This is a genomic window from Micromonospora sp. NBC_00860, from assembly GCF_045207375.1.
GTDB classification, from domain to species: domain Bacteria; phylum Actinomycetota; class Actinomycetes; order Mycobacteriales; family Micromonosporaceae; genus Micromonospora; species Micromonospora vinacea.
Window position 1 is genome coordinate 6,926,817 of record NZ_CP108825.1, and the last position, 25,883, is coordinate 6,952,699.

A 25,883-nucleotide genomic window follows, 5' to 3' on the forward strand; every position below is an offset into this window, starting at 1 on the left:
GCGGCGTCGGTCAGCTGATGCCGGCTTCGGCGCAGAACTTGGTGTACGCCGCGGTGCAGACCTCTTCCTTGGTCACGTAGCCGTCGGCGATGACGTCCTTGACGGTCTCCTTGGTGATGGCCTTCGGGGTGAGCAGCACCGAGGGAACGTCCCGGTCACCGTCCTTGACCGTCTGGCCGGTGTCCTTCGTCTCGCCCTTCGCGAGGGCGATGGCCAGGTCGGAGGCGGCCTTGGCCTCTTCCCGGACCGCCTTGTAGACGGTCATGCACTGGTCACCGGCGAGGATGTTCTGCAGGCCCTCGGTGCTGGCGTCCTGCCCGGTCACCGGCACCTTGCCGTTGAGCTTGTTCTTCTTCAGGATCGAGATGGCCGCGTTGCCGAGACCGTCGTTTGCGGCGAGCACGCCGTCGATCTTGCCGTTGGCCTTGGTGAGCTGCTGCTCGAAGATCGTCGCGGCCTGCGCGTTGTCCCACGCGGGCACCGCGTCCTCAGGACCCTTGACGTACTCCTTGGCGTCGAACTTCGGCTTGAGCACCGAGTCGTAGCCGGCCTTGAAGAGGGTGGCGTTGTTGTCGGTGGGGGAGCCGTTCAGGTACGCCACGACGGGGTTCTTGACGCCCTTCTCGGTCAGGCACTTCGACAGACCCTCGCCCTGGAGCTTGCCGACGGTCTCGTTGTCGAAGCTGACGTAGTACTGGGCGGAGCCGCCGAGGGTGAGCCGGTCGTAGTCGATGGTGGCGACGCCCTGCGACTTGGCCTTGTCGAGTACGGCCTTGCCGGTGCCGGAGTCCAGGTTGACGATCATCAGGGCGGTCACGCCGCCCGTGATCATCTGGTCGGCGATGGTCTGGAAGGCGGTCTTGTCGTTCTGGGCGTTCTGGATGTCGTACTGGACGCCGGCGGCCTTGAACGCCTCCTCCAGGAACCGACGGTCCGCGGTCTCCCAGCGGGCCGAGGACTTGCTGTCCGGCAGGATCACGCCGATCTTGGGGGTCTTGTCGGAGCCGGCCTTGTCGCCGGAGTCGTCGCTACAGGCGGTCAAGCCGCCGGTCGTGAGCAGGCCCACGGCGGCGATGGTGAGGATCCCCTTACGCATGTGCAGGGTCCTTTCGGAGGTGGGGGAGGTGTTGTTTTGTTGTGTCCGGCAACGTATTTCGCGTCACACCGGCTCCACAAGACCGCGCAGGTGCATAGTTTGTTGGGAGCGATAACAATTCAGCAACGCGACTGTTACTCCCCGGGTATCCCACGGAGGAGTCGACGTAACGAAGGCCGTCAGTGGGTCTGCAACGGCGCGGTGCGGGCGTCGGTCAACGCCACCAGATCCGCCGCTGCCAGTTCGAGTTGCAGACCGCGCCGACCAGCCGAGACGTAGATCGTCGGGAGATCCAGCGCGGATTCGTCCAGCACTGTGGGCAACCGTCGACGCTGCCCGAGCGGGCTGATCCCACCGCGTACGTAACCGGTGGCCCGCTCGGCGACCGCCCGGTCGGCCAATGCCGCCCGCTTGCCGCCGACCGCCGCAGCGAGCGCCTTGAGATCCAGCTCGCCGGTGACCGGCACGACCGCCACGGTGAGCGCGCCGTCGACAGCGGTCACCAGCGACTTGAACACGCGCTCCGGCGCCACGCCGAGGGCCACCGCCACCAACGCGCCGTAGTTCGGGGCGTCCGGCGCCACCCGGTACGGATGGGTGCGATGCGCGATGCCGCGCTTGACCAACAGTGCCGTTGCCGGCGTGCCCTGTCCCGCCACAGCGACGAGGCTAGTCGAGATGGCGCTGGTCGGCCGGCCGGCCACAGCGACACTGGTCGACCGGCCGGCCACGGGGACGCTAGTCGGCCGGGCGGCCGACCAGCACCGTCGGTGCGCCGTCGACCCGGGTGAGCACCAGGCTCGCCGCCGCGTCCCCGGACAGCCGCAGATCCCGCCGAAGCTGCTCCGGGGTGAGCGCCGAACCCCGCTTGAGGATCTCCACGCGGCCCACCCGACGGTCGCGCAACAGTGCCCGCAGGCGCTTGAGCGAGAACGGCAGCACGTCGGTGATCTCCAGGCACCGCGCGTACGGGGTGCGGATCGGCTCGTCGGCGTAGAGGTAGGCGATGCTCGGATCGCCCAGGGTGGCGTCCAGTTCGGTGGCCAGTTCGGCGACGAGGTGCGCGCGGACCACTGCCGGGTCCGGGTCGTACAGGTAGCGGCGCGGCGGCCCGACCGGCGCCTCGGTGGCACCCGAGCCGGTGAGCTGGTGGCGGTGCGCCTCGGCGCCCCGCTGGCGGTAGAGGGTGGCGCGACGAGGCACCTCCGCCAGCTCGCCGCACCAGAGCGCGGCCTCGACCAGATCGCCGTCCACGCCGACCCACTCGGCCTCCGCGCCGGCCGGGATGAGCGCGTGGTCCAGGCCCGGCGCCACCTTCACCACGGTCCGCGGCACCCGCTCGGCCAGGCCGGTGACGAAGTCCCACGGCGGCGAGTAGGCGCGCGGGTCGAAGATCCGCCGCCCGGTGCCGGTGCTGCGGCGGGCCGGATCGCAGAAGACCCCGTCAACCCGTGACACGTCGAACCCGGTCGCGTCGCCGCACTCGACAGTGAACAGCTCGGCCAGCCCGGCCGCCGCGGCGTTGGCGGCTGCCATCGCCGCGGTCACCGGATCGGCCTCCACGCCGTACACCCGGATGCCGGCCCGGGCGGCGGCCAGCGCGTCGGCTCCGAGCCCGCACCCGAGGTCGGCCAGGGTGCGCACGCCGGCCGCGGACAACCGGGCGGCCCGCCGGTCGGCGACCACCCGGCGGGTGGCCTGCTCCAGGCCGGGGCGGGTGAGGAACATCCCAGCGGCGGCCGGGCCGAACTTGCCGACCGCCCGATGGCGCAGCTCGGCCTGAGTGAGGGCCGCCGCCGCCAACGCCGGCGGCACCCCGGTCGCGCGCAGCGCCGACGCCGCGACCAGTGGATCACCGCCGGCCAGCTCGGCCGCCGCCGTGAGCGCGGCCGACCCCTCGGGGGTACGCAGCGCCGCCAGCTGATCGAGATCCACCCGGCCATTGTCCCGGCCGACAGGGAAATCCTGGCTGGCGGGGCGCGACGCGCTGGCACTCTCCTTGACGGAGTGCTAGCCACGGAATAACCTGCGATTAGCACTCTCACCCTGAGGGTGCCAGCTTCCGGGTCTCGCGACCCGGGTGCGCACGCCAGGCGGACCGGCACCCGCGACGACGGCACCGCCCGGTGGCATGAGGCAGATTGACGCTGGTCAGCCCCGCTGGCCAGCAACGAAACCAGTACCCCAGGAGGGTATGCCCGTGACTACCGCGACCAAGGTTGCGATCAAGCCGCTCGAGGACCGCATCGTGGTCCAGGCGAACGAGGCTGAGACCACCACGGCGTCGGGCATCGTGATCCCCGACACCGCCAAGGAGAAGCCGCAGGAGGGCACCGTCCTCGCTGTGGGCCCGGGGCGCGTCGACGACAACGGCAACCGGGTTCCGGTTGACGTGCAGGTCGGCGACACCGTCCTCTACTCGAAGTACGGCGGCACCGAGGTCAAGTACGCCGGCGAGGAGTACCTGGTGCTCTCCGCCCGCGACGTCCTCGCGGTCATCGAGAAGTAAGCAACCGATCAGTGCCACTGCCCCGGTCCGGCTCGCCGGGCCGGGGCAATGGCGCTTCGAAGGGACATTAATGGCGAAGATCCTGAGCTTCTCGGACGACGCCCGGCACCTGCTGGAGCACGGTGTCAACGCCCTCGCGGACGCGGTCAAGGTCACCCTCGGCCCGCGCGGGCGCAACGTCGTCCTGGACAAGAAATTCGGTGCGCCGACGATCACCAACGATGGTGTGACCATCGCCAAGGAGATCGAGCTCACCAACCCGTACGAGAACCTTGGCGCGCAGTTGGTCAAGGAGGTGGCGACCAAGACCAACGACGTCGCCGGCGACGGGACCACCACCGCGACCGTGCTGGCCCAGGCGATGGTTCGCGAGGGTCTGCGCAACGTGACCGCCGGGACCAACCCGGCCGGCCTCAAGCGGGGCATCGACGCGGCGGCCACCAAGGTCTCCGAGGCGCTGCTCGGCCGTGCCGCCGAGGTCACCAGCAAGGAGTCGATCGCGAACGTGGCGACGATCTCCGCGCAGGACTCCACGATCGGCGACCTCATCGCCGAGGCGATGGAGCGCGTCGGCCGCGACGGTGTCATCACCGTCGAGGAAGGCTCGATGCTCACCACCGAACTGGACGTGACCGAGGGTCTCCAGTTCGACAAGGGCTTCATCTCGCCGAACTTCGTCACCGACCTGGAGAGCCAGGAGTCCGTCCTCGAGGACGCGTACATCCTGGTCACCACCCAGAAGATCTCGGCGATCGAGGAGCTGCTGCCGCTGCTGGAGAAGGTCCTGCAGAACAGCAAGCCCCTGCTGATCATCGCCGAGGACGTGGACGGCCAGGCGCTCTCCACCCTGGTGGTCAACTCGCTGCGCAAGACCCTCAAGGTCTGCGCGGTCAAGGCCCCGGGCTTCGGTGACCGGCGCAAGGCGATGCTCCAGGACATCGCGATCTCCACGGGCGCCGAGCTGGTCGCCCCGGAGCTGGGCTACAAGCTCGACCAGGTCGGCCTGGAGGTGCTCGGCACCGCCCGGCGCGTCGTGGTCGACAAGGAGAACACCACGATCGTCGACGGCGGTGGCCAGAAGGCCGACGTCGCCGACCGGGTCTCCCAGATCCGCAAGGAGATCGAGGCCTCCGACTCCGACTGGGACCGGGAGAAGCTGGCCGAGCGGCTGGCGAAGCTCTCCGGTGGCATCGCCGTCATCAAGGCCGGCGCGGCGACCGAAGTCGAGATGAAGGAGCGCAAGCACCGCATCGAGGACGCCATCGCGGCGACCAAGGCAGCGGTCGAGGAGGGCACTGTGCCCGGCGGCGGCGCCGCCCTGGTGCAGATCCTCTCGGTGCTCGACGACGACCTGGGCTTCACCGGTGACGAGAAGGTCGGCGTCTCGGTCGTGCGCAAGGCGCTCGTCGAGCCGCTGCGCTGGATCGCCCAGAACGCCGGTCACGACGGCTACGTCGTGACCCAGAAGGTCGCCGACCTCGAGTGGGGCAACGGCCTCGACGCCGCCAAGGGCGAGTACGTCGACCTGGTCAAGGCCGGCATCATCGACCCGGTGAAGGTGACCCGCAACGCGGTCACCAACGCCGCCTCGATCGCCGGTCTGCTGCTCACCACGGAGAGCCTCGTGGTGGAGAAGCCGGAGCAGGCCGAGCCGGCCGCCGCCGGCGGCCACGGCCACGGTCACGGCCACCAGCACGGCCCGGGCTTCTGATCCGGTAGCGACACCCGGGGCACACCGCCGTACGGCGGTGTGCCCCGCTTCGTTCGGTGGGCCGGCAGGTCATTACCGAACGCTGACGTTGTTGGCGACCGGACGAGATGATCGCGCACACTGGGCCGATGAGCACCACGTCACGGCGGTACGCCGCGCTGGCCGGAATCACCGCCGCCGCCGTCGCGATCGGGATCGCCGAACCGGTCGCGGTGTTGACCGGCCCTCGGTCGGCGCCCCTGGTCGCTGTCGGCGGGGTCATCGTCGACGCCGTCCCCGAGTCGCTGAAGCAACTCGCCATCGACCTCTTCGGCACCGCCGACAAGATCGCGCTGCTGGTCGGCACGGCCGTGTTGCTGGGAGCCTTCGCCGCGCTTTTCGGCGTACTGGCGATCCGCCGGCTGGCACTCGGCCTGGCCGGCATCGCCGCGTTCGGCGCCATCGGCGTCGCGGCCGCGTTGACCCGTCCCGGCGCGGACCTCGCCGACGCGCTGCCGTCCCTGGTCGGCGCCGGTCTCGGCGCCCTGGTGCTCTGGCTGTTCATCGCCGGACCGTTCGAGCTGAACCCCTGGTCCTGGTCACCACCCACCCCGCCCGCCGGTCCGGCGCCGGCGTCGCCCGGCGACCCGGTGTCTTCGTCCGTGCCGGTGTCGCCTGGCGGTCCGGTGCCAGTGTCGCCGGCGGGGTCGGTTCCGGTGACTCCTGCCGGGCCGACGGCGGCGGTCGAGCCGGCCGGGCCTGCCGAAGTGGACCCTGACTCGCGGCGGCGCTTCCTCACCGGCAGCGGGGTGCTGCTCGGCACAGCGGTGGTGGCCGGTCTCGGCGGACGCTGGCTGGCGGGCCGGCGCGGCGTCTCCGCGGCCCGCGACGCGATCCGCCTACCCGCCCCGGTGGCCCCCGCACCGGCCGTGCCGGCCGGCGCGGACCTCTCCCTGACCCAGCTCGCGCCGTACGTCACCCCGAACTTCGGGTTCTACCGGATCGACACCGCGCTGGTGGTGCCCCAGGTCGACCCGGACACCTGGCGGCTGCGGATCCACGGGCGGGTCGGCAAGGAGCGCACCTACAGCTACGCGGACCTGCTGGCCCGACCGCTGGTCGAGCGGTACGTCACGCTGGCCTGCGTCTCCAACGAGGTGGGCGGGGACCTGATCGGCAACGCCCGCTGGCTCGGCGTACCCCTGCGGGAACTGCTGGACGAGGTTGAGCCCGACGACGACGCCGACCAGGTCGTCGGCCGGTCGGTCGACGGCTGGACCTGCGGCACCCCCACCGCCGCGCTACGCGACGGACGAGACGCGCTGTTGGCCGTCGGGATGAACGGCGAGCCGTTGCCGGTCGAGCACGGCTTTCCGGTCCGGATGGTGGTGCCGGGCCTCTACGGCTATGTGTCAGCCTGCAAGTGGGTGACCGAACTGGAGCTGACCCGGTTCGCCGACTTCGACGCGTACTGGGTGCCGCGCGGCTGGTCCGCCCAGGGGCCGATCAAGACCCAGTCGCGGATCGACGCGCCCCGGGGGCGCAACCGGCTGACCACTGGGCCGGTGACCATCGCTGGAGTGGCCTGGGCACAGCACCGAGGCATCCGCCGAGTCGAGGTACGCGTCGACGACGGCCAGTGGCAGGAAGCCGCGCTGGCCCCGACCGTCTCGGTGGACACCTGGGTGCAATGGTCCTGGCGCTGGGACGCCACACCGGGCGAACACCGGCTCCAGGTCCGTGCGACGGACGCAACCGGCGAAACCCAAACCGAGCGTACGCAGGACGTCGTCCCGGACGGCGCCACCGGCTGGCACACGGTCACCGTCACCGTCCGCTGATCCACCGTGTGGCGCCGCCCGCCTGGGCTGCGTCCGGCGCCTGAATCGGCGGGCTGTGTCCGCGACCTGCTCTGCGGGTCGGCGGGCTGTGTCCGCGACCCTGGTCTGCGGGTCGTTAGCCTGTGTCCGCGACCCTGGCCTGAGGGTCGGTGGGCTGTGTCCGCTGCCGCCTGCCGGCTCCGAAGACTGTCGTTGGGGTCGGCGGGCCAGTTGAGTGACCGGTGATACCCCGGAGTGCCTGCAGATCTTGGACACTTTCCGTTAGCGCAGAACTATTCAGTCCCATGACATCTGTCAGTGTTGAAGTCTCGATACATGTGTCACTTGGCAGGGGCCTTGGGTGTGCTGGTCCATGGTGCCGGGTATGGCTTCTCGGCGGCGTGTCATGAATCTGCTCGATGCCCAGTTGGCTGCTGGGGTGCGGATCAACGCCGCCGAGTTCGCGCGTGAGCATGGGGTTTCGGTCCGTACCGTTTACCGGCATCAGGCACGGATCAGGGATGAGGGCGAGTGGCATGAGCGGTCCCGGCGGCCGCGTAGCAGTCCGCGGACGACGCCACCGGAGTTGGACGCCTGGATCTGCAAGCTGCGCGTCGAACTCGGCGTGGATAACGGGGCTGACTTCATTCGCGACGCGCTGATCGAGGTGCACGCCGCTACCGGTGCGCCGTGGCGGGTGCCGTCGCGATCGACGATCAACCGGGTCCTGGCCCGGCATGACCTGCTCGAACGGAACCCGGCGAAACGGCCGCGCAGCTCGTTTCGGCGGTTCGTCTACGCCCGGCCCCGCGACTGCTACCAAATTGACGCCACGAACGTCCGGCTCGCCGACGGCAGCCTCGCCGCGGTCTTCGACGTCCTGGACGACTGCACCCGAACCCTCGTCGGCTGTCACGCAACGAGCGCGGAGACCGCCGAAGGCGCGGTCACCGCGATCAGGCAGGCATTCGACGAGTACGGCACCCCGGCGATCGTGTTGTCCGACAACGGGACCGCGTTCACCAGCCGATTGACCCGGCCCGGATCGATCTCCACGTTCGTCCAGTGCCTCCTGGACCACAATGTCCGGCCGATCAACTCCAGCCCCTACCATCCGCAGACCTGCGGCAAGGTCGAACGCCACCACCAAACCCTCAAAAAATGGTTGAGCACCCACCCCGCCCCCGCAACCCGCGCGGAACTGCAGAACCTCCTCGACGTCTACCGCCGCTACTACAACACCCAACGACGCCACAGCGCCCTGCCGCGACGCGCCACCCCCGCCCAGGCATGGACACACGCGCCCAGCCTCGGCGGGCCGGCCAGCCTACCGATGCAAACCGACGCCACCCTGCACCGCTGCCTCGTGGGCAGCACCGGCGCCATCACCGTCGCCGGACACCGCACCAGCGTCGGCACCACCCACGCCGGCGCCACCATCACCGCCATCCGCGACCAGAGCCGGATCACCATCTACCACCAAGACGGCCAACCCCTCGGCCACTTCCACCTCACCCCCGACCGGACCTACATCAGCCTCACCCGAGCAGCCTGATCAACAACACCTGACACATCTATCGGGACTTCCCCTTGACACATGACTCGGGACAGCACAGTTAGCGCAGAACGGAAAGTGTCCAAGATCTGCAGACGGGCGTCGGTTGTTCGACGCCCTCCGTCTCCGTTGGGCCAGTTCGGCACCCTCCGCCCTGGCGACTGCGGCCTGCGGCCGAGGTTCCCAGCGGCCTGCACCCTGCGACCTGCGCCGGATGGCGGTGGCCGGTGGCCTGCGAATGGCGGTCAGCGGCCGCCGGGTGGCATGGCGGGTGGCGATCGGTGGCAGCAGGAATGCCGTTGGCCGGCACCCCGGGTTGCGGGTGCCGGCCAGCGGTCGGTGTCGTGCTGTTCTGCTGTGCTGTGGGTCAGCTGTTCCAGTGCTGGGCGACCAGGTCGGTGGCCTGCTGCTCCCACTGGGCGTAGGCGTCCGGGTAGGCCGACACCTGGACGGTCTGCGCGGCGTCGGTCAGGGGCATGTCCTGCCACCCGTCGACCTGCTTCAGACCCTTGAGGAACGCGGTCGTCGAGTACTCGGGGTTGGTGATCTGTTCCGGGGTGCCCCAACCCGAGCTCGGGCGCTGCTGGAACAGGCCCAGCGAGTCATGGTCATTCATATCGCCGAGGTGGCCGAGGTTCTCCAGCTTCGACTCCTGCAGGCTCGTCGCGATCGAGATCACCGCGGCCCGCTCCGGGAGACCGGCCTTCTTCGTGGCGGCGATGATGGCCTTGACGTTGGCGGTCTGCTCATCATTCAGGGTGATGTGGGACTGGTCGCCCTGCGGCTTCGGCGCCTGCACGGCCACGGCGACGGGCTTGGCGTCGACCGGGGTGGCGGCGTGGGCGGCGATCGGGCCGGCGAAGACACCGCCGGCGAACGCGAGACCAGCAACAGACAGCATGCTCTTACGGAAGATCGTGTTCATGGGGGTAGCTCCTTCGGGGGTAGGAACACCCGCACCGCCAAACAGGGGGCGGCGGCAGGGTGTGAGCACCTCGTCCGGCGCTGCACGTACAAGGGGAAAGTTTGGGGGTGACGCCCTGTCGGGCGTCGGGTCGGCGTCCTGGCGAGCGGGGGGCTCGTGGCGCCGGGACCCTGTGTAACGACCGGCGGGCCGGGGTCATTCCGGGGGTGGCCCATCCATCCGGCACCCTCATCGGGGCGGTGCCTGCGGTCGGTCGTGGGGACTGTAACGACCGGGCGGAGGCTGGCATTCCAACCCGCCGGACCTGCATCCCAACCCCATGCGGGGCGGGTGGCGGGTCGTGGTGCTGCGATCGTCAGGGTATGTAACGACCCCGGCTCGGCCAGGATTCCGGCCCACGGGTGTGCCCGGTCACGGGACAGAGATCGCATACCTCGCAGAAGCCTAAGGCCTGCACCAAGCCCAAATGCCCCAGACCGGTCAAACGTCCCAGGGTGCCCGTCTCTGCTCGCCCCTCCGGCCCCGAACCTGGCTTGATCCACTCGGCATCATTGAAGTTGCGGTGTCCGGATGGCTTGGGCTCAAGTGGTTGTTGCAACGGGGTGGATTCTCGTCAGGATGAGGGGTCATGCCGGGGCAGAGGTTGTCGTCCGCGGAGCGGGCGCAGATTGAGGTGTTGTTCGGTCAGGGGTTGACGTTCCCGCAGATCGCGCAGGTGATCGGGCGGCATCGCTCGACGGTGTGGCGGGAGTTGTCGCGTAATCACTGCGGCACGGGGGGTCGGGTGCCGGTGGGTCAGCGGCATCCGCATGGTGCGGATCCTGGTTATGTGGCTGGGGTGGGCTATCCGAAGGGGTGGGGTGGGGCGTATCGGTGGAAGTACTCTCACCGCAATGCTCAGGGCAAGGCGGACGCGCGGGCGCGGCGTCCTCGTGAGGGCAAGTTGCGTCCGGGTCGGGGGCGGGCGTGGCCGCCGTTGTGGCAGACGGTCAAGGATCGTCTGGCGCAGCGGCACTCGCCGTGGCAGATCGCCCGGTCGCTGCGGCGGGAGTTTCCTGAGCGACCGGAGATGTGGGTGTCACACGAGACGATCTATCAGGCGGTCTACTTCCAGGCCCGAGGTGGGATGCGCCAGGAGTTAGCCCGGCAGGTCGCGTTGCGCTCTGGGCGGGCGTTACGGCGGCCTCAGTCGCGTCAGGCCAGCGCGGGGCGGGGAAGCCGCCCGTGGGTGCGTGACTTTCACATCTCGACTCGCCCGGCAGAGGTCGAAGACCGGGCCGTGCCCGGGCACTGGGAAGGCGACCTGGTCATCGGCGCCCGAGGCTCCAGCGCGATCATCACCCTGGTCGAACGCGCCACCCGATACGTGATGCTCGGCGCGCTGCCCGAATCGCGGGTCAGTGAACAGGTCATCGACACCCTGACCGGCCTCATGCGCCGCCTGCCGGCCGAGCTGCGCAAGACACTGACCTGGGACCAGGGCATCGAAATGATCCAGCACCCCGTCTTCACCCTGGCCACCGACTGCAAGGTCTACTTCTGCGACCCCCACAGCCCGTGGCAACGCGGCAGCAACGAGAACACCAACGGCCTCCTGCGCCAGTACTTCCCCCGCTCCAGCACCGACTTCCGCACCTGGACCCAGGACGACCTCGACGCCGTCGCCCGCGAACTCAACGGACGACCACGCCAAACCCTCGACTGGCAGAATCCAGCCGAGGTACTCCACAAACACCTGGTCGCAACAGCCGCTTGAAACCGCCTGGGCGGGATGCCCCGACATCAAGGAACCCGTGTTGATCACGCGGCGTTCGTCGGCGTCGCGTAAACCGCGCGCGAAACCGCGCCCCAGGACAGGGGCGCGGCTCGCGGATGTGGATGTCGCGTCGGGTCAGGCGACGTTGCGTTGGGCCGGGACGGTCGACTTGTGCGGCCGACCCAGGCGGGCTTCCAGCCGTGCGACGTCGACCCGGGCGTGTCGGCGGTCTGCCAGGTCCTCCCAGCCGACGGCGAGCAGTCGCAGGCGCTCCGACTCGCTGAAGCCGCCCCACACGCCGTACGGCTCGCGTACGGAGAGGGCGTGGGCGGCGCACTCGGCGCGAACCGGGCAGGCGCGGCAGACCGACTTGGCGGCGGACTCGCGGCGCAGCCGGGAAGAACCGCGCTCACCGTCGGGGTGGAAGAACTGGGCGCTGTCGCGCCCTCGGCAGGCACCGAGTCGCTGCCAGTCCCAGAGATCGACGATGGGTCCGGGCAGTCTACGTACGTTCGACATCAGCACCCCTCCTCCCGCGCGGCTCCGCGAGAATCCTTATGGCCGGCGTCCGGGCGGCGGGCCGCGCAGGCGCACCGTTCCCGGCCTGGATCTCCCGGTACCCGGGCTGTCGTCAACTCACACGTGTGTGATCGAAAACGTCCGGGAAATTGCGGCTTTTGCCCCATCTGTCGGAAAAGTTCGAAGGATTGCCGGGAACCCCCTCCCCAGCCGACCCCGTCATGGTCTGCTCGTTGGCGGAGAGGAGACCACAGTGCGTACCGTTCTTGTGTGCGTTCGGACACCACTCGCGGCCCAGCACCTTACTTCTGCTGCCGCGCGGCTGGGGTTGTCCGCGATCGTTCGTACCGCCGTCTCTGATCCCGAGGTGATGCTGCGGCTGGCCGAGCGGCCGGCCGACGTGGTCCTGGCGGACACGGCCCTCACTCGGCCGGACAGCGCGGGCTTCGTCCGTCGGGTGTTGGCGCGTGCGCCGCAGGCGGCGGTGCTGCTGCTCGGCACCGAGGAGTCCGAGGCAGCGGCGGCCACCATCAGCGCCGGCGCCCGGGGGCTCATCCAGAATGTCGACCATGACCTGACCAGCGCGGTGGCGAAGGCGCTACTGCTGCTCGCCGCGCCCGGCCGAGCCTCTCGGCAGCGGATCACCGATCCGGCCCGCGACGCTGCTGCGGTGGGTGGGTCCGGTCGCTCCGGTCCGTCGCCGCGTGGCTCCGGCGAGCCCGGCTGGGCGGCCACGGCCGCCGACGGGCCGGCCGGTGTGGCGTCGGTGCCGGTGCAGCGGGGCGACGACGAGGCGGAGGCGGGGACCGGCGAGCCGGCGACGCAGACCGACCAGGGTCGTCCCGCCCCGAACGCCCGACCCAGTCGGGCGTCGATCGGCCTCACCGAGCGTGAGCTTCAGGTGCTGCTCGGCATGGCCGAGGGCAAGAGCAACGCGGAGATCGGCCGGGAGTTGTTCGTCTCGGAGGACACCGTCAAGACGCACGCCCGCCGGTTGTTCCGCAAGCTTGGCGCCCGGGACCGGGCGCACGCGGTGGCGGCGGGGTTCCGCGCCGGTCTAGTGGCCTGACATCCGCGCAGCGCCGCCGCAGGGCGCGCCGCGCGGAAGCGGGGCACGCCACACGGCACGGCACGCGACAGCAGGGGTACGCCGCGCAAGCAGCGCGGCGGTGTCACTTGGTGGCGGTCGGGGCGTCCGGCTCGTCCTCGGTGCCCTCGGACAGGGTGTCGTGCACCCCGTCCGCGTACCCCCGGGCGTAGTCCCAGGTCACGTAGTGGTCCGGGTCGGGGTCGTACGCGGGCTCGTGCACCCGGGGCCGCCCGGAGTTGAGCAGGTGCCGCAGGTTGCCGCGGAGCAGGTCCCAGTCGAAGTAGTGCGGCTCGCGGCAGTCCTCGCATTCGATCACCAGCCCGCGAACGCCGATCGGGGCCAGCAGAGCCTGGTAGATCTCCAGGTCGGCGAGGTCTTCCAGCACATCCTGCCGCTCGACGTCGGTCAGCGGATCCGGCGTCGCGTCATCGCCCGGGTCATCCAGACCCGCTGTCGGATCGGCCGGGTCGCCATTGAACGGGTCGATGGGCTCGTCGTGCACCCCCTCACCGTAGACCCAACGCGGCGCGAACGTCCGCCCCCCGGCGTCCGCGCCGGGCCGGCCTGCCACGGACGGGTCGCCCAGCTCACTGGGTACGATGAGGCGACGTGCCGGCACCGTGGCGCGCTCCGGTGCCCGCCCGCGCCACCTCGCTGAAGCCCATCCGAGCAGCTCAGGGGAGCAATCGTGGAAAATTCGCCCAGCACCGATCTTCCGGCCGGCGTCGAGCACGCCGACCTGGGCGGCCACCTGCCCGAGCTGCCGGCCGGCTCCGCCCGGGTGGTTCCGCTCGGCCTCACCTTCGACGACGTGCTGCTTCAGCCGGGCGAGTCGGATGTGGTGCCCAGCCGGGTCAATACCCGGACGAAGCTCACTCGCAACATCGAGTTGTCCATTCCGCTGCTGTCCAGCGCGATGGACACGGTGACCGAGGCCCGGATGGCGATCGCCATGGCCCGCCAGGGCGGCATCGGCGTGTTGCACCGCAACCTCTCCCTGGAGGACCAGGCCCTCCAGGTCGACCTGGTCAAGCGCTCCGAGTCCGGCATGATCACCAACCCGGTGACGGCCAGTCCGGACGACACGCTGCGCGAGGTCGACGAGCTGTGCGGGCGTTACCGCATCTCCGGCGTGCCGGTGGTGGATGGCGACGGCCAACTGGTGGGCATCGTCACCAACCGGGACATGCGTTTCGTCTCCGAGCCGAACACGCCGGTCCGCGAGATCATGACCCACACCCCGCTGGTCACCGCGCGGGTCGGGGTGAGCAAGGACGACGCCCTGGCGCTGCTGCGTCAGCACAAGGTCGAGAAGCTGCCGATCGTCGACGACTCGGGCCGGCTGCGTGGCCTGATCACCGTCAAGGACTTCACCAAGAGCGAGCAGTACCCGGACGCCAGCAAGGACGACGCCGGCCGGCTGCGGGTCGCCGCCGCCATCGGCGTGGGCGAGGACGCCTACAAGCGGGCCCGTGCGCTGGTCGACGCGGGCGTCGACGTGCTGATCGTGGACACCGCGCACGGTCACCAGCGGGCCGTGCTGGACATGGTTCGCCGGCTCAAGGCCGACGTGGCGGTCGACATCATGGGCGGCAACGTGGCCACGTACGCCGGCGCGAAGGCGCTTGTCGACGCCGGCGCCGACGGCGTCAAGGTTGGCGTGGGGCCGGGCGCGATCTGCACCACCCGGATCGTCGCCGGGGTCGGCGTGCCGCAGGTCACCGCGATCATGGAGGCGGCCCGGGCCGCCCGCCCAGCCGGCGTGCCGGTGATCGGTGACGGCGGCATCCAGTATTCCGGTGACATCGCCAAGGCCCTGGTGGCCGGCGCCGACACGGTGATGCTCGGGAGCCTGCTGGCCGGTTGCGAGGAGAGCCCCGGTGAGCTGATCTTCGTCAACGGCAAGCAGTTCAAGACGTACCGCGGGATGGGGTCGCTCGGCGCGATGCAGTCCCGGGGTCAGGCCAAGTCGTACAGCAAGGACCGCTACTTCCAGCAGGACGTGCTCAGCGACGACAAGCTGGTCCCCGAGGGCGTGGAGGGTCAGGTGCCCTACCGGGGGCCGCTCTCCCGGGTGGCCCACCAACTGGTCGGCGGTCTGCGACTGGCCATGGGGTACGCCGGTGCGGAGAACATCCCCGATCTGCACCGCCGGGGCCAGCTCATCCGGATCACCGCGGCTGGCCTGAAGGAGAGCCACCCGCACGACATCCAGATGACGGTCGAGGCGCCCAACTACCACACCCGCTGACCCACCACCCCCAACCACCTGGAGTCCCCCATGCGTGACGTGGTCGAGATCGGGCTGGGCAAGACCGCGCAGCGCGGCTACCACCTGGACGACATCGCCATCGTGCCGAGCCGCCGCACCCGGGACGTCGATGACGTCTCGACGTCCTGGCAGCTCGACGCGTACCCGTTCGGCATTCCGTGCGTCGGCCACCCCTCCGACGCCACCATGAGCCCATCGTCGGCGGTGCGTCTCGGTCAGCTCGGCGGCCTCGGCGTGCTCAACGTCGAGGGGCTCTGGACCCGCTACGAGAACCCGACGAAGGTGCTGGACGAGCTGGCCGGCCTCGACGAGGAGGCCCGCGCCACCAAGCGGCTCCAGGAGGTGTACGCCGAGCCGATCCGCCCGGACCTGATCGCGGAGCGGGTCCGCGAGTTGCGTGCCGGTGGCGGCACTGTGGCGGTGCGGGTCTCCCCGCAGCACACCCTCGCGCTGGCGCCGGTGATCCTGGACGCCGGAGTGGACATCCTTGTCATCCAGGGCACCATCGTCTCGGCCGAGCACGTGTCGACCACCGACGAGCCGCTGAACCTCAAGGAGTTCATCGCCGACCTCGACCTGCCGGTGATCGTCGGTGGCTGCACCGACTACAAGACGGCGCTGCACCTGATGCGTACCGGGGCGGCCGGCGTGATCGTGGGCATCGGTGGTGACGAGTGGTCGACCACCGAGTCGGTGCTGGGCATCCGGGTGCCGATGGCCACCGCGATCGCCGACGCCGCGGCGGCCCGCCGTGACTACCTGGACGAGACCGGTGGCCGGTACGTGCACCTGATCGCCGATGGTGACATCCAGACCTCGGGTGACATCGCCAAGGCGCTCGGCTGCGGTGCGGACGCGGTGATGCTCGGTGAGCCGCTGTCGCTCTGCGAGGAGGCCCCCGCCGGTGGTGCCTGGTGGCACTCGGCGGCGAGCCACCCGTCGCTGCCCCGGGGTGCCTTCGAGGTTTCCGGTGAGCCGCTCGGGTCGATGGAGCAGTTGCTCTTCGGGCCGGCGGACGAGGCCGACGGTCAGCTCAACCTGTTCGGTGGGCTGCGTCGGGCGATGGCCAAGTGCGGTTACCGCGACCTGAAGGAGTTCCAGAAGGTCGGTCTGGTCCTCGACCGCTGACCGATCCGTCAGACGCCGGAAGGCCGGCCCCGCAACACTGCGGGGCCGGCCTTCGTCGCGTTCAACCGGAGTCACTCAGCCGGGAGTCACTTCTCCACGTAGATGGTCAGGTCGGACATGTTGCGGTAGCTGGTCGCCGCGAAGTCCAACGACTGGCCCCTGTTCTCGGTGCCGCCGGGGGCGGTGTCCATCTCCCAGTTGGCGTGGTGGAAGTTGCGTTCGCCGATGGTCTGGAAGAACTGCTGGAAGTTGAGGTCGCCGTCGCCCAGCGGGGTCATCTGGTAACCGTTGGGGACGCTGGTGTCCCGGTCGCCGTCCTTGGCGTGGAAGAGCGGGAACCGGGTGGTCCGGTCGGCCACGGTGAGGATCGGGTCGAACAGGTCGGTCACTTCCTGGCCGGCCGGGTTCACGTACCTCTGGTGCTTGTAGCGGGCCACGTAGGCCCAGTAGATGTCGAGCTCGAAGAAGACGTACCGCGGGTCGGTGATCTCGAAGAAGTACTCCAGCCGGCGGATGCCGGAGGACCGGGTCTGCCGGCCCTGCGCGTCGCGCGGGCCCCGGTCGATGAGGAAGCTGTACGCGGCGTCGTGGTTGTGCGTGTAGAGCCGCATGCCTCGGGCCTTGGCCTGCCGGCCCAGCTCGTTCCAGATGTCCGCGGCGGCGTCCCACTCGGCCTTGTACGCGCTGCTGGTCGGGTCGCTGCCGGTGCCGATGTTCTTCATGCCGAGTTCTTCGGCGATGTCCAGCTGCTGTTGGAAGGTGGCCGGCTGGATCGAGGCGTGGGTGCCGTTGGCCACCAGGCCGTTGTCGTCGAGGATCTTGCGGATCTCGGCGGGGGTGATCTGGCGGCCCAGGATCTCGGTGCTCTGGGTGTAGCCGGCGAACTCGATCTCCTTGTAGCCGATTTCGGCGAGTCGAGCGAGGACGCGCTCGAAGCCGTACGGCACCCCGCTGTCGTCGGGCGCGGCGGTGATCCGGTCGCGGACGCTGTAGAGGATGATGCCGCGGTTCTTGGCCGGGATCAGCGGCTCGACCCGCAGCTTGCTCGCGTTGCCGGGGTTGGCGAGCGCGGGGGTGCCGGTGGCGAGGACGGGCAGGCCGGCTGCGCCGATCGCGGCGGCGGCCCCGGCGGAGGCGGCGAGTAGGGACCGGCGGCTGAGCCGGCCGGTGGGGGTGGCGTCGGGGGCGGTGTGGTCTGGCATGGTTCCACCTTTCGCGACGGTGGTCGGAGACAGACACTAACGTCGGTCTAAGTCGAAAGAAAGGTTCGATCGACGTCAGCTTTTGTTCGATCCGACGAAAGTCACTGATGATCGTCGATACCGGTCGCGCGGCCGCTGATGCTGACTACGCTCGGCCTGAGCAGAGTGCCGCAGGAGGGGTGGGCATGGTCCTGACCGGACGGAGACTGCGAGTCGCCGCCGCGCTGACCTGCGCGATCGTGCTGGCCACCACCGGTTGTACCGGCGACGACCGCGACGGCTTCCGGCCCGGTGCCGCCGACGCCGGCGACCCGTACGTGCCGGGGCACGGCAACGGCGGTTACGACGTCGGGCACTACGGCCTCGACGTCCGCTACGACCCGTCGACCGACCGGCTGACCGGTCGAGCCGTCATCACGGCCACCGCCACCCAGGACCTGTCCCGCTTCAACCTGGACCTGGTCGGCCTGGAGGTCCGCGCGGTCAGCGTGGGTGACACGACGGCCGAGCACCGGCGCGGCGACGGCGAGCTGGTGGTGACGCCCCGCGACGGCCTGCCGCGCGGCCGGCAGTTCACAGTGACTGTCGAGTACACGGGCGTCCCCACTGCCGTCGAGGACGGGGCGTTGGGCAGCGGCGGTTTCCTGCACACCGCCGACGGCGCTGTGGCGCTCGGCCAGCCCGACTCGGCCGCCACCTGGTTCCCGGTCAACGACCACCCGTCGGACAAGGCCACCTACGACCTGGCGGTGACCGTTCCGGACGGCTTGGCCGCGCTGAGCAACGGCGTACCCGGGCCGAAGAACAGCGCCGACGGCTGGACCACCTGGCGCTGGTCGGAGCGCGCCCCGATGGCAAGCTACCTGAGCACCCTGGTGATCGGTGACTACCGGGTGGTGACCGGCACGCACGCCGGCCGACCGATGGTCACGGCGGTGGCCGCGAGCCTGCCGGCGGCCGGCGGCGCGGCCACCTCGCTGGCCCGCACCGGCGCGATCGTCGACTTCCTGGCCAGCCGCTTCGGCCCGTACCCGTTCGACTCGTACGGGGGCATCGTGATCGCCGACGACCGGGTCGGGTACGCGCTGGAGACCCAGTCCCGGCCGGTCTACGGGCCTGCCTTCTTCTCGGATGACCGGCCGAACCCGAGTGTCGTCGTGCACGAGCTGGCGCACCAGTGGTTCGGCGACAGCGTGTCGCTGACCAGGTGGGGCGACATCTGGCTCAACGAGGGCTTCGCCAGCTACGCCGAGTGGCTGTGGGAGGAGCACGACGGCGGCCGGACCGCCCAGCGCAACTTCGAGATCCAGTACGCAATGACCGACTGGACGCAACCGTCGGTCGAGCCGGGCCGGGAGCAGATGTTCGGCGCGGCCGTCTACAAGCGCGGGGCGCTCGCCGTGCACGCGTTGCGCCGGACCGTCGGTGACGACCTCTTCTTCCGCATCCTGCGCACCTGGACCAGCGAGCGGGCTGCGGGTAACGCGACCACAGCGGACCTCGTCGCGCTGGCCGAGCGGGTCGCGCAGCGGCAACTGCGTCCGCTCTTCGACGCCTGGCTGGTGGGTGGGTCGGCCCCCACACTGCCGTGACCGGCGCCGCCGCCCGGTCGATATGCTGCCGCCTGCGAACGGCGGGTAGGCGCCAGTTCGCGCGGCCGTGACCGGCCACCGTGCGGAAAGGGTGTGGGATGCGGGGGACGCGGCACAGACTGCGAATGGGTGCCGGCCTGCTGGTGACCGGTGCGCTCGCACTGTCCGGATGCGACTCGACGGGCCCGGATACGGCGCTACCACCAAGCGCGTCTCCCACACCGTCGCGGACGTTCAGCGCGGGCGCCGACGGGGTCGGTGACGCCTACTTCCCGACCTACGGCAACGGCGGCTACGACGTCGGTCGGTACACGGTGAAGGTGCGCTACGACCCGGCCAAGGACCAGTTGACGGGTACGACCACAGTGCGGGCCACCGCGACGGCGGACCTGTCGACGTTCAACCTCGACCTGGCCGGCCTGACCGTCAGCGCGGTCACGGTGGACGGCGCACCGGCGACCCACAGCCGCAAGCGGAACGAGCTGGTGATCAAGCCGGCTTCCGGCCTGATCAACGGCAACGGCTTCGTCGCCGAGATCACCTACGCCGGTAAGCCGAAGCCGCTGAAGAACGAGACGCTCGGTGACGGCGGCTTCCTGCACACCGCCGACGGTGCCATCGCGCTGGGTCAGCCCGAGTCGGCCAGTACCTGGTTCCCGGTGAACGACCACCCGTCGGACAAGGCGGCCTACGACTTCGAGGTCACCGTCCCGGACGGCCTGACCGCGATCAGCAACGGCGTTCCCGGCGGCAAGGCCAGCTCGGGCGGTTGGACCACCTGGAAGTGGTCGGAGAAGTCGCCGATGGCCAGCTACCTGAGCACCCTGGTGATCGGCAAGTTCCGGATCACCACCGGCGAGCACAAGGGCCGCCCGGTCTACAACGCGGTCACCACCACCGAGGCCAAGGGAAACGCGGACGCGTCCATCGCGCAGACCGTCGCCGTGGCCGACTATCTGGAGAGTGTGTTCGGGCCGTACCCGTTCGGCGCGTACGGCGGGGTGGTGATCTCCGACAGCCGGATCTCGTACGCCCTGGAGACGCAGAGCCGACCGGTCTACGCGGCGAGCTTCTTCCGGCAGGGCGAGAACACCGAGGTCGTCGCCCACGAGTTGGCCCACCAGTGGTTCGGCGACAGCGTCGCGTTGGCCAAGTGGGAGGACATCTGGCTCAACGAGGGCTTCGCCACGTACGCGGAGTGGCTCTGGGCCGAGCACACCAAGGCGTACACCGCCAAGGAGGCGTTCGACAGGCGGTACGCCGAAATGTCCGCGCAGGTGTGGAGGACGCCGCCGGGCAAGCCGGGGGTGGACAAGCTGTTCAGCGAGTCGGTCTACCAGCGCGGCGGGATGACCCTGCACGCCCTGCGGGTGGCCGTCGGCGACAAGGCGTTCTTCGAGATCGTCAAGACGTGGGCGGCGGAGAAGCGCGACGGCACCGCCACCACTGCCGAGTTCGTGGCCCTTGCCGAACGGATCTCCGGCAAGCAGCTCGATGCGATCTTCGACGCCTGGCTCTACGGCACGAAGAAGCCCGACCTGCCCAAGCGGCTCTGAGCGGCGGTCAGTTCTTCACGACCAGCTTGGGGTGGGCGGCAAGGTACGCGTCGGCGCGGCCGGCGCGGAGTTCGGTGAGGAACTTGCGGCCCTCGGCGGTCAGCTGTTCGCCCCGGTAGGCGCTGCCCTTGCCGACACCGGAACCGGGCAGCCCGACCAGCGTGAAACGGTTCTCCGGCAGGCCGCTGAGGGCGTACGCGATGTCGACGATCCGGCGCCCGCCCACGTAGACCAGCGTGTCGCCCAGTGCGGAGACCACCTGGTCGACGCGCTCGGGTTGCTTGGCCAGGCCCTCGTCCAGGATCTTGCGGGTCATCGCCCGGATCAGCTGCTGCTGGTGCCGCTGCCGCGCGTAGTCACCGCCGGTGATGTAGCGCTGCCGCGAGTAGTCCAGCGCCTGCCAGCCGTTGAGGTGCTGCTCGCCCTTCTCGTACACCTGCTGCGGCCCCGTGTACCCGCCCGGCGCGCTCTCCCGGTACTTGCCGTCCGGTCGGCGGTGCAGCGACTCGACCCGCTGGTCGACGTAGATGTCCACCCCGCCCAGGGCGTTGACCAGCCGGTCGAATCCGTTGAAGGTGAGCACCGCACCGGCGTCGATGCGCAGCCCGGTGTAGCCGCTGACAGTGCTGCGCAGCAGCTCGTACCCCTGGGCCGTGCTGGGTTGTTTGGGTTTGCCCGGCACCCGGCTGCCGAAGCTCATCGCGTGCGTGAGCTTGGTCTTGCCGCCCTTGTATCCGGCCTTCGGGAACGCCGGGATGTCCACCACCAGGTCGCGGGGGAGTGAGAAGAGGTACGCCCGATCCAACCCCTTGGGTACGTGCAGCACCAGCACGGCGTCCGAGTGCGGCTCCCAGCCGGGCACGCTGACCCGGGTGTCCACACCGACCAGCAGCAGGTTGAGCGGGCCGGTGATGTCCGCGCCCGGCGGTGGACCGCTGGGGCTGGGGGTCGGCGTGCCGACCGGTGACGGAGTCGGTGAGCCGGCCACCGGAGGGCCGCCCGGCTTGTCGTTCCCGGTCAGCCGGCTGATCACCACAGTGCCGGCGGCGATCAGCGCGACGACGGCGAGGGCCGCCAACCCCAGCAGCAGCCATCGTCGGCGCGGAGCCATCGACCCGAGAACCATCTTGGATTCCTTCCACCCGTCTGGTGAACAACGCTCCGACGGGTGCTCCGGGTTGCGGCCGGGAGACGCCGGGTCGGTCGGCCGGAGCATGATCGCGCGAAAAGTGCCGCTGGCGCGAGCGCTACTCGCGAGTAATGATGCGTCCATGCGGTACGACGTGGTCGTCATCGGGTCCGGCTTCGGTGGCAGCGTCACCGCGCTCCGACTGGCCGAGAAGGGTTACTCGGTGGCGGTGCTGGAAGCTGGCCGCCGCTTCGCCGACGACGAGTTCCCGCGAACGTCCTGGCGGGTCCGCCGGTTCCTCTGGGCACCGAAGCTGGGCTGCTACGGCATTCAACGGCTCACCCTGCTCCGCCCGGCCGACCGACGATCCGGCGGCGGGGTGCTGGTGCTCTCCGGCGCCGGGGTGGGCGGCGGCTCGCTGGTCTACGCGAACACCCTCTACGAACCGCTTCCGGCCTTCTACAGCGACCCTCAGTGGCGGGACATCACCGACTGGCGCGACGAGTTGGCCCACCACTACGACCAGGCGAAACGGATGCTCGGCGTCACCACGTACCCGGTGCACACCGGCGCGGACCGCGCCATGCGGGCGGTGGCCGAGCGGATGGGGGTGGGGCACACCTTCCACGCCACCCCGGTGGGCGTGCACATCGGCCGGCCCGGCCAGCGGGTCGATGACCCGTACTTCGGCGGTGCCGGCCCGGAACGCACCGGCTGCCTGCACTGCGGTTCGTGCATGACCGGCTGCCGGCACGGGGCGAAGAACACACTGGTCAAGAACTACCTCTGGCTCGCCGAACGGCTCGGGGTCACGGTCCGCCCGTTGACCACTGTGACCGCCGTCCGGCCCGCCGACGGCGGCGGGTACGAGGTGCTCGCCGAACGCACCGGCGCCTGGCTGCGCAAGAGCCGGCAGGTCATCCACGCCGACCAGGTGGTCTTCGCCGCCGGGGCGCTCGGCACCCAGCGACTGCTGCACGGGATGCGGGCCGACGGGGCACTACCCGGGCTCTCGCCCCGCCTCGGCGAGCTGACCCGGACCAACTCGGAGGCGATCCTCGGTGCCTCGGTGCCGCGCCAACGGGCCCGGGCCGAGCGGTTGGACTACACCGAGGGGGTGGCCATCACCAGCTCGTTCCACCCCGACCCGCAGACGCACGTCGAGCCGGTCCGCTACGGGCGGGGCTCCAACGCGATGGGTCTGCTCCAGTCGCTGCTTGTCGACGGCGGCCCGCACCGGGTACGCCGCTGGCTGGGCAGCATCGTGCGGCAGCCCCGGTTGGCCGCGCGGATGCTGTCGGTGCGCGGCTGGTCGGAACGGACGGTGATCGCCCTGGTCATGCAGTCAGTGGACAACTCGCTGACCACCCGGTGGCGGCGTGGCCCGCTCGGCCGCAGGTTGGTCACCGGCCCGGGCCACGGCACGCCCAGTCCGACCTGGATCCCGGCCGGCAACACAGCTGCCCGACTGCTCGCCGACGAGATCGGCGGTACCCCCGGCGGATCGCTCACCGAACCCTTCGACATCCCGATGACCGCGCACATCCTGGGCGGGGCGGTCATCGGCGCCACACCGGCCGACGGGGTGATCGACCCCTGGCACCGGGTGTACGGGCACGCCGGCCTGCACGTGGTCGACGGCGCCGCGGTGTCGGCCAACCTGGGCGTGAACCCTTCCCTGACGATCACCGCCCAGGCGGAACGGGCGATGTCCTTCTGGCCCAACAAGGGCGAGCAGGACCCCCGCCCACCGCTCGGCACCCCGTACCGCCGGCTCGCCCCCGTACCCCCACACAACCCGGCGGTGCCGCCAAACGCCCCAGGAGCGCTACGACCCTGACCCCGGCGCCCCGCCCCGCCCCGTCCCGCCCCGTCCCGCCCCGTCCCGGCGATCTTGCAGTTTCGGTCGTCGTTCTGCGACTTTTGCGGTTTTTGTCGGGACAGGAAGTGCAAGATCGCGGGGAGAGTGGACTGCTGGCGAGCCGGTGCCGGGAGCGGCCGTGACTGTCGGTAGGCTTCGTGCACATGAGCCTGCCTCGCCCCGTCCTCGTGGTGGACTTCGGAGCCCAGTACGCCCAGCTCATCGCCCGCCGGGTCCGTGAGGCGAAGGTCTACTCCGAGATCGTGCCGCACTCGATGCCGATCGCCGAGATGCTGGCGAAGAACCCCGCCGCGATCATCCTGTCCGGCGGCCCGTCCAGCGTCTACGCCCCGGACGCGCCGCAGATCGACGCGGGCGTGTTCAGCGCCGACGTGCCGGTCTTCGGCATCTGCTACGGCTTCCAGGCGATGGCCCAGGCGCTCGGCGGCACTGTCGCGAAGACCGGCAACCGCGAGTACGGCGGCACCCCGCTGCGCCCCCGCCTGCTCGAGCCGGGTGTGCTGCTGCGTGACCTGCCGGCGGACCTGCCGGTCTGGATGAGTCACGGCGACGCCGTCACGGAGGCGCCCGAGGGCTTCACTGTGACCGCCGAGTCGGCGGGCGCCCCTGTCGCCGCCTTCGAGGACCTGGCCGGGCGTCGGGCCGGTGTGCAGTTCCATCCGGAGGTCGGGCACACCGCGCACGGCCAGGAGATGCTGACCCGCTTCCTCTACGACATCGCCGGCATCGAGCCGACCTGGACGCCCGAGAACATCATCGACGAGCAGGTCGCCCGGATCCGCGCCCAGATCGGCGACAAGGAGGTCATCTGCGGCCTCTCCGGCGGGGTGGACTCGGCGGTCGCCGCAGCGCTCGTGCACAAGGCGGTCGGTGACCAGCTCACCTGCGTCTTCGTCGACCACGGCCTGCTGCGGGCCGGCGAGGCCGAGCAGGTGGAGAAGGACTACGTCGCCGCCACCGGCATCAAGCTGAAGGTGGTCGACGCCGCCGACCGGTTCCTCGGCGCGCTCGCCGGGGTCACCGACCCGGAGCAGAAGCGCAAGATCATTGGCCGGGAGTTCATCCGGGTCTTCGAGGCCGCGGCCCGCGAGATCGCCGCACACGGCGACGTCGAGTTCCTCGTCCAGGGCACTCTCTACCCCGACGTGGTGGAGTCCGGCGGCGGCACCGGCACCGCCAACATCAAGAGCCACCACAACGTCGGCGGCCTCCCGGAGGACCTGAAGTTCGCGCTCGTCGAGCCGCTGCGCACCCTGTTCAAGGACGAGGTCCGCGCGCTCGGCCTCCAGCTGGGCCTGCCCGAGGCCATGGTCTGGCGGCACCCGTTCCCCGGCCCCGGCCTGGCCATCCGGATCATCGGCGCGGTCGACCAGGAGCGCCTCGACCTGCTCCGCCAGGCCGACCTGATCGCCCGCGAGGAGCTGACGGCCGCCGGCCTCGACCGGGGCGTCTGGCAGTTCCCGGTGGTGCTCCTCGCCGACGTGCGCAGCGTCGGAGTGCAGGGAGACGGGCGCAGCTACGGGCATCCCGTGGTGCTACGCCCGGTCTCCAGCGAGGACGCGATGACCGCCGACTGGTCCCGGCTGCCCTACGACGTGGTGGCCCGGATCTCCACCCGGATCACCAACGAGGTCGCCGAGGTCAACCGGGTCGTCCTGGACGTCACCAGCAAGCCGCCGGGCACCATCGAGTGGGAGTGAGCGCCGCTCAGGCGGCCGGCGGCGGGCTGAGCGGGGTCGTCGGCGGGTAGGGCGGCGTCGGGGCGTACCCCTGCGGTGGCCCGCCGGGCGCGGGCCCGGCGTTGGGCGGCGGGCCGTTCTGCGGCGCGACGCCCGCGGCGTGCGGCCAGGCCGGCGCGCCGGTGGGCTCCTCCGGCATCAGGAACCACATGATCGGGTACGCGAACAGCGCGAGCCCGCCGGTGAGCAGGCCGGTGACCGCGAAGATCACCCGGACCAGTGTGGGATCGACGGCGAAGTAGCGGCCGACGCCGCTGGCGACCCCGGCGACCATGCGGTCGGTGGTGGGTCGCCGAAGCTGCTTGTACGGGGCGCGGGGAGCGGTGGTCGATGTCATACCCCTACCGTCCGCGCTGGCGCCCGGCCCGCCCTCGGTGACCGCCCGGATCCTTACCCTGACCAATCCCTGATCGGGGTCAGACA

The 25,883-nt window shown here is 70.4% G+C and carries 21 protein-coding genes; 12 read left to right on the plus strand and 9 right to left on the minus strand.

Features of this window, described 5'->3' with window-relative positions:
- Positions 1 to 10 precede the first annotated feature (10 nt).
- The 3 genes from OH804_RS32110 to OH804_RS32120 all read right to left on the minus strand — a co-directional run bounded on the left by OH804_RS32110 (position 11) and on the right by OH804_RS32120 (position 3,031).
- Positions 11 to 1,096, minus strand: coding sequence for a sugar ABC transporter substrate-binding protein (locus OH804_RS32110; RefSeq protein WP_196919760.1), 1,086 nt, complete (start codon positions 1,094 to 1,096; stop codon positions 11 to 13).
- 179 nt (positions 1,097 to 1,275) lie between these two features.
- Positions 1,276 to 1,755: a Cys-tRNA(Pro) deacylase gene (gene ybaK, locus OH804_RS32115; protein ID WP_406061362.1), complete on the minus strand. Its 480-nt coding sequence runs from the start codon at positions 1,753 to 1,755 to the stop codon at positions 1,276 to 1,278.
- A 79-nt stretch (positions 1,756 to 1,834) separates the two neighbouring features.
- A complete protein-coding gene (locus OH804_RS32120; protein ID WP_406061364.1) occupies positions 1,835 to 3,031 on the minus strand; it encodes a THUMP-like domain-containing protein in 1,197 nt (398 codons plus the stop codon).
- 259 nt (positions 3,032 to 3,290) lie between these two features.
- On the opposite strand from OH804_RS32120, the gene groES reads away from it, so the two are divergent.
- The 4 genes from groES (at position 3,291) to OH804_RS32140 (ending at position 8,670) form a co-directional block, all read left to right on the plus strand.
- Positions 3,291 to 3,605 (plus strand): co-chaperone GroES, encoded by a 315-nt coding sequence (gene groES / locus OH804_RS32125; RefSeq protein ID WP_030330046.1) that lies wholly within the window; start codon positions 3,291 to 3,293, stop codon positions 3,603 to 3,605.
- Between the two features lie 70 nt (positions 3,606 to 3,675).
- Complete coding sequence (gene groL / locus OH804_RS32130) at positions 3,676 to 5,316, plus strand: chaperonin GroEL (protein ID WP_406061367.1); 1,641 nt, start codon at positions 3,676 to 3,678, stop codon at positions 5,314 to 5,316.
- Positions 5,317 to 5,444: 128 nt separating this feature from the next.
- A complete protein-coding gene (locus OH804_RS32135; protein ID WP_406061369.1) occupies positions 5,445 to 7,136 on the plus strand; it encodes a molybdopterin-dependent oxidoreductase in 1,692 nt (563 codons plus the stop codon).
- Between the two features lie 385 nt (positions 7,137 to 7,521).
- Complete coding sequence (locus tag OH804_RS32140) at positions 7,522 to 8,670, plus strand: DDE-type integrase/transposase/recombinase (RefSeq protein ID WP_406058593.1); 1,149 nt, start codon at positions 7,522 to 7,524, stop codon at positions 8,668 to 8,670.
- 367 nt (positions 8,671 to 9,037) lie between these two features.
- On the opposite strand, the gene OH804_RS32145 is transcribed toward OH804_RS32140, so the two are convergent.
- Positions 9,038 to 9,595 (minus strand): hypothetical protein, encoded by a 558-nt coding sequence (locus tag OH804_RS32145; RefSeq protein WP_406061371.1) that lies wholly within the window; start codon positions 9,593 to 9,595, stop codon positions 9,038 to 9,040.
- A 628-nt stretch (positions 9,596 to 10,223) separates the two neighbouring features.
- On the opposite strand from OH804_RS32145, the gene OH804_RS32150 reads away from it, so the two are divergent.
- On the plus strand, positions 10,224 to 11,351 hold the full coding sequence (locus tag OH804_RS32150) for an IS30 family transposase (RefSeq protein WP_406060139.1): 1,128 nt from the start codon (positions 10,224 to 10,226) through the stop codon (positions 11,349 to 11,351).
- 135 nt (positions 11,352 to 11,486) lie between these two features.
- On the opposite strand, the gene OH804_RS32155 is transcribed toward OH804_RS32150, so the two are convergent.
- Complete coding sequence (locus tag OH804_RS32155) at positions 11,487 to 11,870, minus strand: WhiB family transcriptional regulator (protein WP_091406539.1); 384 nt, start codon at positions 11,868 to 11,870, stop codon at positions 11,487 to 11,489.
- Positions 11,871 to 12,123: 253 nt separating this feature from the next.
- Between OH804_RS32155 and OH804_RS32160 the strand changes: the two genes are divergently transcribed.
- Positions 12,124 to 12,939 (plus strand): response regulator transcription factor, encoded by an 816-nt coding sequence (locus tag OH804_RS32160; protein ID WP_196919755.1) that lies wholly within the window; start codon positions 12,124 to 12,126, stop codon positions 12,937 to 12,939.
- 103 nt (positions 12,940 to 13,042) lie between these two features.
- Here the strand turns inward: OH804_RS32160 and OH804_RS32165 are convergent, their stop codons facing one another.
- Entirely contained in the window at positions 13,043 to 13,462 is a 420-nt protein-coding gene (locus OH804_RS32165; RefSeq protein ID WP_196919754.1) for a DUF5319 domain-containing protein, read from the minus strand.
- A gap of 186 nt (positions 13,463 to 13,648) precedes the next feature.
- On the opposite strand from OH804_RS32165, the gene guaB reads away from it, so the two are divergent.
- Complete coding sequence (guaB, locus tag OH804_RS32170; protein WP_196919753.1) at positions 13,649 to 15,211, plus strand: IMP dehydrogenase; 1,563 nt, start codon at positions 13,649 to 13,651, stop codon at positions 15,209 to 15,211.
- Between the two features lie 30 nt (positions 15,212 to 15,241).
- Complete coding sequence (locus tag OH804_RS32175; RefSeq protein WP_196919752.1) at positions 15,242 to 16,360, plus strand: GuaB3 family IMP dehydrogenase-related protein; 1,119 nt, start codon at positions 15,242 to 15,244, stop codon at positions 16,358 to 16,360.
- 86 nt (positions 16,361 to 16,446) lie between these two features.
- Here the strand turns inward: OH804_RS32175 and OH804_RS32180 are convergent, their stop codons facing one another.
- Positions 16,447 to 17,562 carry a sugar phosphate isomerase/epimerase family protein gene (locus tag OH804_RS32180; protein WP_406061375.1) on the minus strand — a complete coding sequence of 372 codons (1,116 nt, stop codon included), beginning with the start codon at positions 17,560 to 17,562 and terminating at the stop codon, positions 16,447 to 16,449.
- Positions 17,563 to 17,747: 185 nt separating this feature from the next.
- Between OH804_RS32180 and OH804_RS32185 the strand changes: the two genes are divergently transcribed.
- Positions 17,748 to 19,154 carry a M1 family metallopeptidase gene (locus tag OH804_RS32185; protein WP_406061377.1) on the plus strand — a complete coding sequence of 469 codons (1,407 nt, stop codon included), beginning with the start codon at positions 17,748 to 17,750 and terminating at the stop codon, positions 19,152 to 19,154.
- A gap of 98 nt (positions 19,155 to 19,252) precedes the next feature.
- On the plus strand, positions 19,253 to 20,710 hold the full coding sequence (locus tag OH804_RS32190; RefSeq protein ID WP_196919749.1) for a M1 family metallopeptidase: 1,458 nt from the start codon (positions 19,253 to 19,255) through the stop codon (positions 20,708 to 20,710).
- A gap of 7 nt (positions 20,711 to 20,717) precedes the next feature.
- On the opposite strand, the gene OH804_RS32195 is transcribed toward OH804_RS32190, so the two are convergent.
- The gene (locus tag OH804_RS32195) at positions 20,718 to 21,836 is read right to left on the minus strand and encodes an LCP family protein (RefSeq protein ID WP_196919748.1); all 1,119 of its coding nucleotides are present in this window, start codon (positions 21,834 to 21,836) and stop codon (positions 20,718 to 20,720) included.
- 145 nt (positions 21,837 to 21,981) lie between these two features.
- On the opposite strand from OH804_RS32195, the gene OH804_RS32200 reads away from it, so the two are divergent.
- On the plus strand, positions 21,982 to 23,679 hold the full coding sequence (locus OH804_RS32200; RefSeq protein WP_406061380.1) for an FAD-dependent oxidoreductase: 1,698 nt from the start codon (positions 21,982 to 21,984) through the stop codon (positions 23,677 to 23,679).
- A gap of 185 nt (positions 23,680 to 23,864) precedes the next feature.
- Positions 23,865 to 25,421, plus strand: a complete 1,557-nt coding sequence (gene guaA / locus OH804_RS32205) for a glutamine-hydrolyzing GMP synthase (protein ID WP_196919746.1) — start codon at positions 23,865 to 23,867, stop codon at positions 25,419 to 25,421.
- A gap of 7 nt (positions 25,422 to 25,428) precedes the next feature.
- Here the strand turns inward: guaA and OH804_RS32210 are convergent, their stop codons facing one another.
- Positions 25,429 to 25,797, minus strand: coding sequence for a PspC domain-containing protein (locus tag OH804_RS32210; RefSeq protein WP_406061382.1), 369 nt, complete (start codon positions 25,795 to 25,797; stop codon positions 25,429 to 25,431).
- Positions 25,798 to 25,883 lie beyond the last annotated feature (86 nt).

Coding starts and splice junctions, on each gene's coding strand:
- OH804_RS32110 (WP_196919760.1), bottom strand. CDS start 1,096: ATGCGTAAGGGGATCCTCACCATCGCCGCCGTGGGCCTGCTCACGACC.
- groES (WP_030330046.1), top strand. CDS start 3,291: ATGCCCGTGACTACCGCGACCAAGGTTGCGATCAAGCCGCTCGAGGAC.
- groL (WP_406061367.1), top strand. CDS start 3,676: ATGGCGAAGATCCTGAGCTTCTCGGACGACGCCCGGCACCTGCTGGAG.
- OH804_RS32135 (WP_406061369.1), top strand. CDS start 5,445: ATGAGCACCACGTCACGGCGGTACGCCGCGCTGGCCGGAATCACCGCC.
- OH804_RS32140 (WP_406058593.1), top strand. CDS start 7,522: ATGAATCTGCTCGATGCCCAGTTGGCTGCTGGGGTGCGGATCAACGCC.
- OH804_RS32145 (WP_406061371.1), bottom strand. CDS start 9,595: ATGAACACGATCTTCCGTAAGAGCATGCTGTCTGTTGCTGGTCTCGCG.
- OH804_RS32150 (WP_406060139.1), top strand. CDS start 10,224: ATGCCGGGGCAGAGGTTGTCGTCCGCGGAGCGGGCGCAGATTGAGGTG.
- OH804_RS32155 (WP_091406539.1), bottom strand. CDS start 11,870: ATGTCGAACGTACGTAGACTGCCCGGACCCATCGTCGATCTCTGGGAC.
- OH804_RS32175 (WP_196919752.1), top strand. CDS start 15,242: ATGCGTGACGTGGTCGAGATCGGGCTGGGCAAGACCGCGCAGCGCGGC.
- OH804_RS32180 (WP_406061375.1), bottom strand. CDS start 17,562: ATGCCAGACCACACCGCCCCCGACGCCACCCCCACCGGCCGGCTCAGC.
- OH804_RS32185 (WP_406061377.1), top strand. CDS start 17,748: ATGGTCCTGACCGGACGGAGACTGCGAGTCGCCGCCGCGCTGACCTGC.
- OH804_RS32190 (WP_196919749.1), top strand. CDS start 19,253: ATGCGGGGGACGCGGCACAGACTGCGAATGGGTGCCGGCCTGCTGGTG.
- OH804_RS32195 (WP_196919748.1), bottom strand. CDS start 21,836: ATGGTTCTCGGGTCGATGGCTCCGCGCCGACGATGGCTGCTGCTGGGG.
- OH804_RS32200 (WP_406061380.1), top strand. CDS start 21,982: ATGCGGTACGACGTGGTCGTCATCGGGTCCGGCTTCGGTGGCAGCGTC.
- guaA (WP_196919746.1), top strand. CDS start 23,865: ATGAGCCTGCCTCGCCCCGTCCTCGTGGTGGACTTCGGAGCCCAGTAC.
- OH804_RS32210 (WP_406061382.1), bottom strand. CDS start 25,797: ATGACATCGACCACCGCTCCCCGCGCCCCGTACAAGCAGCTTCGGCGA.